Annotated in this window: 11 protein-coding genes; 5 read left to right on the top strand and 6 right to left on the bottom strand. The window is 43.2% G+C overall.

Annotated features, from left to right (window positions below; all coding sequences use genetic code 11):
- The first annotated feature begins 82 nt into the window (after positions 1 to 82).
- The 5 genes from glnA (at position 83) to AC4E96_RS04035 (ending at position 5,777) form a co-directional block, all read left to right on the top strand.
- Positions 83 to 1,489 (top strand): glutamate--ammonia ligase, encoded by a 1,407-nt coding sequence (glnA, locus tag AC4E96_RS04055; protein ID WP_488031677.1) that lies wholly within the window; start codon positions 83 to 85, stop codon positions 1,487 to 1,489.
- Between the two features lie 113 nt (positions 1,490 to 1,602).
- A complete protein-coding gene (locus AC4E96_RS04050; RefSeq protein WP_488031676.1) occupies positions 1,603 to 2,124 on the top strand; it encodes a DUF4124 domain-containing protein in 522 nt (173 codons plus the stop codon).
- Between the two features lie 83 nt (positions 2,125 to 2,207).
- Positions 2,208 to 3,326 (top strand): nitrogen regulation protein NR(II), encoded by a 1,119-nt coding sequence (glnL, locus tag AC4E96_RS04045; RefSeq protein ID WP_490254966.1) that lies wholly within the window; start codon positions 2,208 to 2,210, stop codon positions 3,324 to 3,326.
- Positions 3,327 to 3,334: 8 nt separating this feature from the next.
- The gene (gene glnG / locus AC4E96_RS04040; RefSeq protein ID WP_488031674.1) at positions 3,335 to 4,747 is read left to right on the top strand and encodes a nitrogen regulation protein NR(I); all 1,413 of its coding nucleotides are present in this window, start codon (positions 3,335 to 3,337) and stop codon (positions 4,745 to 4,747) included.
- Positions 4,748 to 4,853: 106 nt separating this feature from the next.
- Complete coding sequence (locus tag AC4E96_RS04035) at positions 4,854 to 5,777, top strand: hypothetical protein (RefSeq protein ID WP_490254965.1); 924 nt, start codon at positions 4,854 to 4,856, stop codon at positions 5,775 to 5,777.
- Here AC4E96_RS04035 and AC4E96_RS04030 read toward each other — a convergent pair.
- The 6 genes from AC4E96_RS04030 to hutU all read right to left on the bottom strand — a co-directional run.
- A complete protein-coding gene (locus AC4E96_RS04030; protein ID WP_490254964.1) occupies positions 5,760 to 6,743 on the bottom strand; it encodes a hypothetical protein in 984 nt (327 codons plus the stop codon). The genes AC4E96_RS04035 and AC4E96_RS04030 overlap by 18 nt on opposite strands.
- A gap of 131 nt (positions 6,744 to 6,874) precedes the next feature.
- Positions 6,875 to 8,053: a hypothetical protein gene (locus AC4E96_RS04025; protein WP_490254963.1), complete on the bottom strand. Its 1,179-nt coding sequence runs from the start codon at positions 8,051 to 8,053 to the stop codon at positions 6,875 to 6,877.
- Between the two features lie 15 nt (positions 8,054 to 8,068).
- Positions 8,069 to 8,749, bottom strand: coding sequence for a hypothetical protein (locus AC4E96_RS04020; RefSeq protein WP_490254962.1), 681 nt, complete (start codon positions 8,747 to 8,749; stop codon positions 8,069 to 8,071).
- A gap of 166 nt (positions 8,750 to 8,915) precedes the next feature.
- Complete coding sequence (locus AC4E96_RS04015) at positions 8,916 to 9,890, bottom strand: LPP20 family lipoprotein (RefSeq protein ID WP_490254961.1); 975 nt, start codon at positions 9,888 to 9,890, stop codon at positions 8,916 to 8,918.
- Between the two features lie 180 nt (positions 9,891 to 10,070).
- Positions 10,071 to 11,675 (bottom strand): histidine ammonia-lyase, encoded by a 1,605-nt coding sequence (hutH, locus tag AC4E96_RS04010; protein ID WP_488031668.1) that lies wholly within the window; start codon positions 11,673 to 11,675, stop codon positions 10,071 to 10,073.
- Between the two features lie 3 nt (positions 11,676 to 11,678).
- Positions 11,679 to 13,394 (bottom strand): urocanate hydratase (gene hutU / locus AC4E96_RS04005; RefSeq protein WP_490254960.1); only part of this gene is annotated, 1,716 nt, incomplete at its 5' end.

Here is a 13,394-nt window from a genome sequence, read left to right as displayed (position 1 = left end):
TATCTCGCTCTATTGCACACAAACCAAAGCCAACGGACAAGTTTGGTAAAAATAAAGACAATACATTCATCTGGAGAAAAGCATGTCTCAAGCAGTGTTAGACCTAATTAAAGAGAACGAAGTTAAGTTTATTGACCTACGATTCACGGATACTAAAGGTAAAGAACAACACGTAACCATCCCAGCTCATCAAATTGATGAAGACTTCTTTGAAGATGGCAAAATGTTCGACGGCTCTTCAATTGCTGGTTGGAAAGGAATCAACGAATCTGACATGGTTTTATTACCAGACGCAGAATCAGTAGTACTAGACCCATTCACAGAAGAAACAACGCTAAACGTTCGTTGTGACATCGTAGAGCCTTCTACAATGCAAGGTTACGAGCGTGACCCACGTTCTGTTGCACGTCGTGCAGAAGAATACATGCGTGCTGAAGGTATCGCAGATGAAGTATTTGTTGGTCCAGAGCCAGAGTTCTTCGTATTTGACGATGTGAAATTCAAGACCGATATGAGCGGTTCTATGTACAAGCTAGATGCGTCAGAATCAGCTTGGAACTCAGACAAGCATTACGAAGACGGTAATACGGGTCACCGCCCTTCTGTAAAAGGCGGTTACTTCCCAGTACCACCGGTTGACTCATCACATGATTGGCGTTCAGCGACGTGTTTAGTCATGGAAGAGATGGGCTTAACAATTGAAGCGCATCACCATGAAGTAGCAACTGCTGGTCAAAACGAAATTGCAGCGCTTTACAACACGTTAGTTAAGAAAGCCGACGAAGTACAAATCTACAAGTACGTTGTTCACAACATGGCTCACGCATACGGTAAAACAGCGACATTTATGCCTAAGCCTGTTGTTGGCGATAACGGTTCTGGAATGCACGTACACCAATCACTTCAAAAAGACGGTGAAAACCTATTCGCTGGTGACAAGTACGGCGGTCTTTCTGAAACAGCGCTTTACTACATTGGTGGTATCATCAAGCACGCTAAAGCAATTAACGCGTTTACAAACGCATCGACTAACTCTTACAAGCGTTTGGTACCAGGATTTGAAGCACCAGTTATGCTTGCTTACTCAGCACGTAACCGTTCTGCTTCTATCCGTATCCCAGTGGTTCCTTCACCAAAAGCGCGTCGTATCGAAGTACGTTTCCCTGACCCAACAGGTAACCCATACTTAGCATTCACAGCGATGTTAATGGCTGGTCTTGACGGTATCAAAAACAAGATCCACCCTGGCGATGCGATGGACAAAGACTTATATGACTTACCTGCAGAAGAAGCAGCAGCGATTCCTCAAGTTGCCTCTTCTTTAGAAGAAGCATTAAACGCTCTTGATGAAGACCGTGCATTCTTAACGGCTGGTGGCGTTATGACAGATGATATGATTGATGCCTACATTGGTCTTAAGCGTGAAGAAGTTGAAAAGTTAAATATGACGACTCACCCGGTTGAGTTTGAAATGTATTACAGCCTATAATGTAAAGGTATGTAGCAAAGCCCGCTTTATATAGCGGGCTTTTTTTTTCTGGTGTAATTAATCAAAATTGGTTAAATTAGCACCTATCATTTACTAGAGTGAATTGAGAGAACATGAGGAAGTTCGTATTGCTAGTGTTGATTGGCTTATTACTTGTACCAATCGCCGAAGCAACAAAGAAAAAAATTTACGTTTGGCGTAACGCAGAAGGTGTGTTGGTCTTTTCTGACTCGCCCCAGCCTGACGTGAAATCGGATACAGTGGATGTAAACTCAACCCCAAATATAGTCAAATCAGTCGACACTGACATTCTTGAAAACAAGGCAACTTCTGCGAAAGATGAGAAGTTAACGGTATCGATTCTAAAACCCACCCAAGAAGAAACTATCCGCGACAACAGTGGCTCAGTATATATTTCAGGGGCAATTAAACCTGCATTTAAACGCGGTCTTAGTGTCGTCCTTAAACTGGATGATAAAAAGGTCAAAGGTCCACAAAAGTCAGCTGTTTTTATTCTTCGCAATGTCGATCGCGGTGCCCACAAAGTGCAATTAGAAGTCTGGAACAGTTCAGGCAAGGTAATTGCAGTAAGTGAACCAGTAACCTTTTTCCTTCACCGTGGCTCGGTAAACTAACCAAATTGGTGCGAATTCTTTGAGCCAAACACGGTTTTGGCTTACACTTATTTTATTTTGCACCAATATGGTGCGAGGGTTAGATGGCAAAGAATTCGACACGTGCGTCGGTCAGTGAACAAATACTTGAACAACTCTCACTTGCGGTGATTTTGATCGACCAGCAGGGCAGAGTCATGTTCGCCAATCAACATGCCGTCATGTTGTTTGGCCTCGGCCGTAAAAAACTTATCGAACAACCTTTGTTGTCCTGTCCGGTACACCATACGTTCCCAGTGCACTTGCTTGAACAGTTATGGCAAACCGAGCAGCCTTTCTCTGATCACGAAGTCGAGTGGGTTTTCATTGACGGCCGTCACGCAATAACAGAAGTCAATGCCGACTTAGCTATGTTGAATGAAGAGCCTGTTTGTTTATTGCAAATTAGAACGAATGACAGTTTGCGTAAGCTCAATCAAGAAAATACTCAAAAGCACCATATTAGTGCATCTCGTCACTTAATTCGCGGCCTAGCCCATGAAATCAAAAACCCGTTAGGTGGTATCAGAGGAGCGGCACAATTACTTTCACGCTCTTTACCAAGCGAAGAGTTAAAAGAGTTTACCCAAATGATTATTGAGCAGTCAGACCGCCTTCGCGATTTGGTGGATCGACTACTTGGGCCAAATACACCGCCAAAACGTGAAGCGACCAATATTCACAGTGTTCTAGAGCGTGTGTATGCACTAATTAAAGTGCAAGCTCCTAGCGACTTAGAAATCGAACGTGACTACGATCCAAGTTTGCCAATTACGGTGTTAGATCCAAATCAAATTGAGCAAGCCGTATTAAACATTATGCAAAATGCGGTTCAGGCATTAAGAGATTTCAAAACGCAACCTGCAGGTCATGATGAGGCAGCTGAGGTAAATCAAATACCTAAAGTGATTATTAGAACGCGTTTTGAAGGTGCAAAAGTATTACACGGTACCCGCTTTAAGAAGGTTCTGAAAATCAGCGTGATAGACAATGGTCCAGGTGTAAGCGAGGAAATGAAAGACACCTTGTTTTATCCAATGATTACTAATAAGTCAGACGGAAACGGACTTGGCCTGTCAATTTCTCAAACCTTAATCGATCAGCATCAAGGTCAGATTGAGCTCGAAAGTTGGCCGGGTCAAACGGAATTTATTATTTACCTACCAGTGGTAGAGGCAAGTTAGGAACAAATATGAATAGAGTATGGGTAGTGGATGACGACAACTCAATTCGTTGGGTATTAGAAAAAGCCTTGCAGGCTGATGGGTTTGAAGTGGAATCATTTGCATCGGCAGACTTAATCTTACAACGATTGGAATACGATCAGCCCGAAGCAATTATTTCCGATATCAGAATGCCAAATATGGACGGAATGGCTTTGTTAGCGGAAATTCAAAGTCATTATCCTGATTTACCTGTCATTATCATGACCGCTCACTCTGATTTAGATTCGGCTGTAAATGCTTTTCAACAAGGTGCATTTGAATACTTACCAAAACCATTTGATATCGATGAAGCGGTGAGCCTAGCTAAGCGCGCTGTCGAACATGGAAAAAAGCGAGCGGCAAAGAAGTCGCCAAAAGTAGAAGAGACGGTTTCAGAAATCATCGGTGAAGCACCTGCAATGCAAGAGGTGTTTCGAGCCATTGGTCGGCTGTCTCGTTCAAGTGTCAGTGTACTTATCAACGGTCAGTCAGGGACAGGTAAAGAATTAGTTGCACATGCACTACATAAACACAGTCCGCGAGCAAAAGAATTGTTTGTTGCCTTAAATATGGCTGCGATTCCAAAGGACTTAATCGAATCTGAGTTGTTTGGTCATGAAAAAGGGGCTTTTACAGGTGCAGCAAGCACCAAAAAGGGCCGATTTGAGCAAGCTGATGGTGGCACGTTATTTTTGGATGAAATTGGCGATATGCCACTGGACGTTCAAACAAGACTTTTACGTGTGCTTGCCGACGGTCAGTTTTATCGAGTAGGTGGTCATGAGCCTATTTCGGTGGACGTTCGTATCGTTGCTGCAACGCACCAAAACTTGGAACAGCTGGTCGCCGAACACAAGTTTAGAGAAGACTTATTCCACCGTCTAAATGTGATTCGTATTCATATTCCCGCATTAAAAGAACGTGAAGAAGACATCCCCAAGTTATGTCATCACTTTTTATTTCAAGCGGCTAAAGAGTTGGGGGTAGATGCCAAAACGATTAGTAAACCTGCACTCGACTTCCTAAAAGGCTATAGCTGGCCTGGCAATGTCAGACAGCTTGAAAATACCTGCCGATGGTTAACTGTCATGGCCAGTGGTAAAGAGATTTTGTTTGATGACTTACCACCTGAAATGCTATCGGGTCAAAGTGAAAGGCTCGTTGTTTCAAGCTCTGGATCTCAAGACACGGGTGAATGGACCGAACTGTTTGAGCGCTGGTTGGATGATGAGTTGAGCCAAGGAAAATCAGGCATAATCAAGCAGGCTCAAGCAGAGTTTGAAAAAACGCTTATAAATGTAGCGCTCAGACATAGTAATGGTCATCGTCAGCAAGCTGCAAAGCGAATCGGGTGGGGGCGCAATACCATCAGTCGCAAAATTCAGGAGTTAAACTTATAGGGACAGATTTAGGTATAGCTTGAGTAAAGGTCAGTAGGCGATATCAAGTGTATTAACTAGTGTTGAATAACCAATCAAATTATTGTTTTAACACTAGGATATATATATGGCAGACCAACCCGAACTCAACCTCAATCTAAATCGGACTAGGCTCAAGGTTTTACATTCCATGACTGGGATGTTGTTGCTCTCAACCTCATCCATCGCTACTGCTGATATCATTGCGTATGACCTCAGTAATACATCTGCCGAACGTTCGTTTAATGTGCTTGAATATAACAACCCATATAAAGACTCTTTCAGTAGTCGCGACGATGGATTTCAAAAATATACGTTTGATCGTAACAATCTTAATGAACTACCGAGTGGGTTAATTGATTTAACTGCCGATGGTCGACTCGACAATCAGGGTCTACTCTTTGAGCAAGACTTTCAAGCATTTGGCGTGGTGGATTCAGTTAATAATAGTAATCCGGACGCACTTTCTATGGCTCAGTGGAAATTTGATACAGAGGGGGTCAGCAATCTAAGTGTTTCTGCTAAATTCGCAGCGATGGGGGATTTCGAATCGAGTGACCGATTCTACATGGTGGCTTCTTTCCACCCCGATCACATGGAAACATTATTTGATATATCAGCTCAAACAGCGCTTGTTCAAAACTATACGATGGCAGACGGCAGTCAAAGAACACTTAATGATCCACTTGGCATCAAAGCCTCAGATAGTGATTTTACTTTTAATTTAACCAATGTGTTCAGTGAATACACAAGTGGCATAGTAGGCCAAGGTAGTGAGCTTACGCTGAGTTTGTATGCCAAAGCTGATGGCGGAACAGAGACGTTTGCTTTGAGTGATTTGATCATTCAAGGTGAAGTAGGACAAACATCGCCAATTACCTCACCGCCTGGGTTTGGTCAGCCCCCTGTAACTGACCCTAACGCTGGTGGTATTGTAGGAGTGTCCGAGCCAACTGGGCTTTTACTCTTTGCTGCACCGCTGTTTGGAATGATGTTAAGGCGTCGAACTTAACTTTTGAGCGAGCCTCATTAACTCAAGGTGCACTTCAACCGCTTTTGATATAGAGGCTTTATCATTACCATTAACGGCAATGGCACTCGGTTCATTTTTGAATATTAAAGACTGATTGGACTGCTCTTTAGGTGTGGCATTAACTTGTAGGCTTATAAAGGTTTGGCCATTACTTGACTGGTTGCTTGATACATTAAAGTCCAACAGCCAATAGGCATTTTGGGTATTTGACTCAATGCCAAAGCCGTATTGAGTCAAATACCCTGATAACACTTGTTGGTAAACAAGGGCATCTCTTGACTCAGAAGACGTTACTCTTAGATGAACCGACTTCTTTATTTGTTCTAATAACTCTTTGTAGTGAGCAGAATCAAAAACAATGTATTGGCGTTTGCCGGAGTCATAAATCGTTTTACTGGCTTGCTCTACTAGATCTTCAGAATAAGAATATTCTTTTTCAAGTATAAATTGTTTTATACGGCTCTGTGCTTGTGCCTGAGTACCATAGTAGTAAAGGGTAGACTTTGCTTTAAACGGTATTAGGTTCGTCAAAGCCATATCACTAAGTGGCTTACCTACGTCATTAATGACCGTCGTTGCATGTGTACAGGTCTCGTTGCCGATTTGATCAAATTGATGTGTATATTGAGCCGATTGTGCTTTGATACCTAACACCAAAAGTTGACGTTCAACTTGGCTGTCACTGAGTTTAAAGGTTTTGGCTAATCGACCTGTTAGATCATTGTACTGGTTTTGTAGGTGCGCAGTTACGATGAAAGGCGTCAGTTTTCTTACTTTTGTTTTGGCTCCAGAGCCGTTGTAACAAGTACGCACATTTATTTTGGCGAGGCGTGCTCGAGGATCAAATGAAACGCTTACATCATGCTGGCTAGATGAGTTATTCGTAGCGTTATAATCGGCGCTTTTATCGCTTTTCTCTAAAGCGGCTTGTGCGTTTGGACTCATAACCCAACCAACTGAAAATAATAAAACGAGTGCGTTAATAGATGTCGGAGTCGGTAGTATTCGCATTTTTATTTTTCCAGGTTGATTGGGCAATTCATGTTCTTATTTGTGGTATTAAGTAAACTGACCCATTAGAGTCGGTTGTTAACGTAGTCCGCTGGTATACCTACCGAAACCGCAAACACTCGTTTGTTTAATGGTGTGCGATAGATTTCACCATCTGATGCGTCTTTTATATTGTCGGCTACTTTACTGTTTTTCCACTTAACAATTTGCGCGATGCTACTGCTGCTTGACGGCTTTACATTAGCCACTCCGATAGGCTCAACAAACCCTTGTTCATATTGAAATAAAATCATGGTTTCGTTGTTTAGAATACCGGCGTTACGGCCTCTGTCTAATGTGGCTTGGCCATTTTTAAAGGCAACAACTTGGGCACTAGCTGGCATTTCTTTGAGTAGACGAGCGAGTATTACATCAAAGGATTTAGACGCCATTGAATTGAACATTGCCTGAACGTTTTCTGCGTCGGAGTAGTCAAATCCAGTGTAATACTTTCCATTTACTTCAGTATAAACAAGTTCTTCTTTGGCTTTGATGTCTGTCGCTTTTACTCGGACTTTACCTATGTTTGGGTAAGCCAGCTTTTCTTTGGTGTAAGGGTCTATGACGCTTGTTGTCATCTCGACATAATATTGAGCGACACCGTTATATTCGCCATAAAAACGATCGGCAGACTTGATAGTATCGATTTTGACTGCATAGTCAGGACGCAAAACTTTATTGTTTGTCTTTAAGCTAGCAACGGTTGAAGCGTCTTGTTCTTGTAACTGTTTTTGTTGCTCCATATTAACCAGGTCATCGTCATTGGTAACAATACGAAAACGATTCACGCCGGCAAGTTGGGTTTCTAACATTAAGCCAAGTTTTTTGTTGTTAAGCTCGGCAAGGGCTGCACGCTCAGACTCGGTTTTACTATTGATCTTGTTCTCACCAAAATAAATACGAATTGCTTTTTTGGTCAAAGGACAGGCTTCTTTTTCCAGGTTCTCTGCAAAGGCTTGTTCAAACTCTTGGTCAGTCGAAAGCTGACTCATTTCTGAATCACAGTGCTGCAATCCTTGAGTGTCAAAGTTGGCCGGAACTTGAATATCTTTGTCCTCAAAATCCCATGCACTTTTGGCTATTTGCATATTTGACATTTGTGTTCGAGGCTTAGCATTATTAGTTTGCTCAGCGGGGTATTGGATTTGTTTACTTGCGCATCCTGCAAGAACAAGTACAGCGAAAATAGAGGTAAAGCGGATCATGATAATTTCCTTGTATTAAATTTCATTGTCGATGATCTTCTGGATTTCTTTGGTGATATCTATCACGGCCTTTTCATCATCTATAAATTCGTTTGCGACAGCGCTCATATGCATTCGAGCTTTGGTTAATTGACTTTGTTCGGCCACCTTATGGGCGTTGAGCAACATGGCAAAGCCTTCCATGCCAATGATTTCTTCTAAGTTGTTTTGCAATACTGCAGCGAGCCTCACGCCTTGAACCAATAACTCAGCAGCTAAGCGACCATTCTCAATGTAAATTCGCCCTGTAGCCATTTGATATCGCTTCATTTTCTCAGCAATCGGTACGTATTTTTCATCACTGTCATGTTGCTTTTTTAACTGTTCGTCGAGACGTTTGGCTTCCTCTAATAGTTCCTTGGCAGATTTGCCTTCGTTGGCGTTGATAAAAGACATGACGTCTTTATGGTTATCTACAAGAGTTTGATACTCTTCAAGAAGCTCAAATTGATTTCTAAAAATACTCAATACCGAGTAATTAATACTGTCAAAAACAGGCGAAACAGGTTGGACACTAAATCCAACTTTTTTCATATCTCTTTGAATGACTGAGGCTCTTTTTTCTCTTTTGAGTAGCTTGGCTCGCTCTTTACTGATCAGTTTTTTGTTTTTAAAAGCAACGTAGTGTTCCCCATTTGGTCCCGTCATTGGTTGCATTGCACATCCGCTCAGCCAAACAGCAACAAGGGCACTTAATAAAAGACGGCATATGATTGTGAAGTAGGGTCTCAGTTGCACGACGACGCGCAGGCTCATGAAAAACCCCCGTAGAGCGAATTGCGTCGGCTGAACAAAAATACGCTGGTGAACGTTTAAGGGCTGATCAGAAAACAAAAAGTCGCTCCACAAATATATCTACAGCTTGTGCCTTAGCTTCAGCGAGGCTCGTGCTTGTGCCAATTGCCAAAACAGGCGCTTTGGTAAGAACCTTTCCGTCTACCTCAATTACGCTTTCACCACTGACCTTAACCGCAAATAGGTTACCTTGTTTGTGAACCTTTAGGTTTGGACCAACGATAATCAATGCCATACGTTTTTTTATTTGTTCTGAGAGTGACTCATCAGTCATCATAGAGTGGGTTGCTGCTTTGTTCGTCACGCCCGATAAAGCTTGTTGTAGTCGGCTTTTTATTCCCAGTGACTCAATTGAAGGAATGTCAGCAACGATTAAATCAATTTTGGTTTGGGCTAATGCGTCATAAAACTCATGATTAAACGCCGATAGACGGCCTTGGTAAAGTTGTCCTTGTGGACGATATTGGCTTAACAGCGTTATAAAAGACTCGAGCTTTTGTTGTTTTGGCCATAGCTTAAGCCCTTGGGCGATAGCTTGTTCTGTCGTTAATAATCCTGTAGGAATTTCATTCTCGAGCCACTGAATGATTTGTTTAAAAAAAGCGTCTTTGTTTACTTTAATTTGTGCGTGAAATTGCCCATCTTCCTGATGACTTGCGGTTGTTTTAATATCAACAAAGTTAAAGGCCTGTGATTGACTGACCCCAACAGAGCTAAAAGATTGCTCAGTTGCGCCATTAGTGTCTTTGGCAATTTGACTGTAACTGCTACTTGATACATTAACGATGAGTCGGTTGGAAAGGTTTTGAATAGCATTAGCGCGGGCGGCTTCAAGGTTTTGTGCCGTTCCGACTGAGACAAAGTGAGTCTCGGTGTCTAAATTGGCTTTGTTAATCCAAGTAGGCGTTGACGAGCAAGCACTGAGGAAAATACTTAAAGCCAATACCGACAATAAGGGCAACGTTTTTAAATGAGTTGAATAAAGCCTAAAATTTAGCAACAAAAACGACCTAAAAGTAGAATAAAATGGTTACATGCTAATCTAGTGAGTCGCACCGACTTAGTCAATGCGACATCACGTAAGATTGCATTAAGTAACAACTTTTTACATTTTGTTAGGTCATTCCTTTAGGCTCGTAAGTTCCGGTTTTTTATGATTTCTTTCTATTATGGCGCAAACAGTTTAGTCGTGTAATAAGGTGGCTAATGCTCGATCCTTTAACAAGCGACTTGCCGCCTCAATATCAGGAGCGAAGTATCTATCTTCATCATAAAAACTAACGTGCTGTCGCAATCGTTGTTTGGCTTCCTCAATCATTGGCGAAGACTTTAAAGGCGCTCTAAAGTCGAGACCTTGGCAGGCTGCCAACCATTCAACGGCCAAAATGGTGAATGTATTGTCTGCCATATCTTGTAATCTTCGCGCGGCAAAGGTGGCCATCGACACATGATCTTCTTGGTTAGCACTGGTTGGCAAGCTATCAACTGAGGCAGGGTGAGCATAGGTTTTGTTTTCTGATGCCAAAGCTGCCGAAGTCACTTGAGCAATCATAAATCCAGAGTTCACGCCACCATTGTCTACTAAGAAAGGCGGAAGTTTGCTGAGGTTCGAGTCAATTAACATCGCCATTCGGCGCTCGGATAGGGCACCTACTTCAGAAATAGCGATAGCTAAATTGTCCGCGACCATAGCGACAGGCTCAGCATGGAAATTACCACCAGAAATAATATCCGCACCAATAAATTGCCCTTCATCATCTTTGTTTAAAAACACTAACGGGTTGTCTGTGACACCATTGGCTTCTGTTTGTAATACCTCACCTGCATGACGAACTTGTTGCAGACAGGCACCAAGAACTTGCGGTTGACACCTTAATGAATAAGGGTCTTGAACCTTTTCACATTTAACGTGTGATTGACCAATCTCAGAATGTTCTCCCAATACCATTCTAAATGCGCTAGCGATATCAATCTGACCTTGTTGACCGCGGGCTAGATGAATACGTTCGTCAAATGGTGAGCGTGAACCCAGTGCCGCTTCGACGCTAGTTGCACCAACGACGATGGCAGATGCCAACAAGTCCTGTGCTAAAAAGTAACCTTTTAATGCTAGTGCCGTAGAAGTTTGAGTACCGTTGAGTAGCGCCAATCCCTCTTTAGGTGCAAGTGCAATGACATCGATACCTGATTTTTGCAATCCAACTTCGGCATCGAAAACTTGGCCGTTAATGGACACTTTTCCTTCGCCTAATAATGGTAAGACTAGGTGAGCCAGTGGTGCTAAATCGCCTGAAGCACCGACTGAGCCTTTGGCAGGTACACAAGGGTACACACCTGCGTTGACCATTTTTATTAAAGCCTCGATGACAGAAAGACGAATGCCAGAAAAGCCTCGAGCTAACGAGTTGATTTTAAGCACCATCATTAAGCGAGTTACGGCTTCAGATAAAAATTCACCTGTCCCTGCGGCGTGTGACAGGACAATTTTTCTTTGTAGAATTTGTAATTCTTCTTTAGAAATACGGGTGTTAGCTAGTAAGCCAAATCCCGTATTGATGCCATATACAACACGATCATCGTCGATAACTTGTTGTACCGCTTTTTGACTTTCATTTATTGCGTTAATGCAAGAAGGATCGAGCTCTAGATGAGTTGGCGAGTCATAGATACGACGCATTTGGTCAAGAGTCAGTTGGCCTGGTGTCAGTGTTAGTTTAAACACAGGCTTGTTGTTTTCACTCGACTCATGAGTATTAGTAGGTTTATCAGTTTGATTATTACGACTCATGAATTAATCCTTTTTAGCCTGTTTTGTTGCACTTTTAGCGTTGTTACTTGCTTGTGAATAGTCTATTGAAGGCAAGTCTAGGTTTTGTTCTTTGGCACAGTTGATCGCAATATCGTATCCAGCGTCGGCGTGACGCATCACACCTGTCGCTGGGTCATTCCAAAGCACATTGGCGAGGCGTTTTTCGGCAGCGTCAGTGCCGTCGGCAACAATAACGACACCTGAATGCTGGCTAAAGCCCATACCCACACCACCACCGTGGTGTAAAGAAACCCAAGTGGCACCGCCTGCAGTATTGAGCAAAGCGTTAAGTAATGGCCAGTCAGACACCGCGTCAGAACCATCTAACATCGCTTCCGTTTCACGATTTGGGCTTGCGACTGAGCCAGAATCTAGGTGATCACGACCAATAACGATTGGTGCTGATAACTCACCACTTTTCACCATGTCGTTAAAGGCTTTAGCGATTCGGGCTCTGTCTTTTAAGCCAATCCAACAAATTCGAGCAGGCAGTCCCTGGAATTGAATGCGTTCGCGTGCCATGTCGAGCCAATTATGCAGGTGTGGGTTATCTGGAATTAGCTCTTTCACCTTCGCGTCGGTCTTGTAAATGTCTTCTGGATCACCCGATAAAGCTACCCAGCGGAAAGGCCCAATACCTTCACAGAAAAGAGGGCGAACATAAGCAGGTACAAACCCTGGAAAATCAAAGGCGTTTTTGACGCCTTCTTCAAAAGCCATCTGTCGAATATTATTACCGTAGTCGGTTGTCGCTGCACCACGCTCTTGTAGTGTCAACATGGCTTGAACTTGCAACGCCATTGACTGCTTGGCGGCTTTAACGACAGCCGCTTCGTCTTTCTCACGCATTTCTTTGGCGTGTTCCATGGTCCAGCCTTTTGGCAGGTAACCATTTAGCGGATCGTGGGCAGATGTCTGATCAGTAACTACATCTGGGGTTACACCGCGAGCGACGAGCTCAGGAAAAACATTAGCCGCGTTGCCAAGCAGTCCTACTGAAATAGCTTCCTTGTTGGCAACGGCGTCGTTGATCATTTCAAGGGCTTCATCCAGACTGGTGGCTTTTTTATCTACATATCCAGTGCGAAGGCGAAAATCGATACGAGACTCGTCACATTCCACGACTAGTGCAGCGTAACCCGCCATAGTTGCCGCAAGAGGCTGTGCACCGCCCATGCCACCAAGTCCACCGGTTAGCACCCAACGTCCTTTGGCATCGCCGCCAAAGTGTTGTTTGGCCATCGCAACAAAGGTTTCGTAAGTACCTTGCACAATGCCTTGCGAACCAATATAAATCCAAGAGCCGGCCGTCATCTGGCCGTACATCATCAAGCCCTTTTTATCGAGCTCGTTAAAGTGCTCCCAGTTGGCCCAATGTGGAACTAAATTTGAGTTGGCAATGAGTACTCTAGGTGCGTTTTCGTGAGTATTAAAAACACCGACCGGCTTACCTGACTGTACTAGTAGAGTCTGGTTGTCTTCTAGTTTGTCTAGTACTTCAACAATCTTGTCAAAGCTTGGCCAATCTCTTGCTGCACGGCCAATACCACCATATACGACTAGGTTTTGTGGGTGTTCCGCGACGTCATTATCTAAATTGTTCATTAGCATGCGCTTGGCTGCTTCTGTTAGCCAAGATTTAGCGGTAAATGTTGTGCCAGTTGGGGCTTTGATGTTTCTGGTTTCATCTAAACGGGG

The sequence above is a fragment of the Psychrosphaera sp. genome (assembly GCF_982872775.1).
Note: the sequence above shows the minus strand (reverse complement) of the source record. Positions and strands in the feature narration are given on the sequence as shown.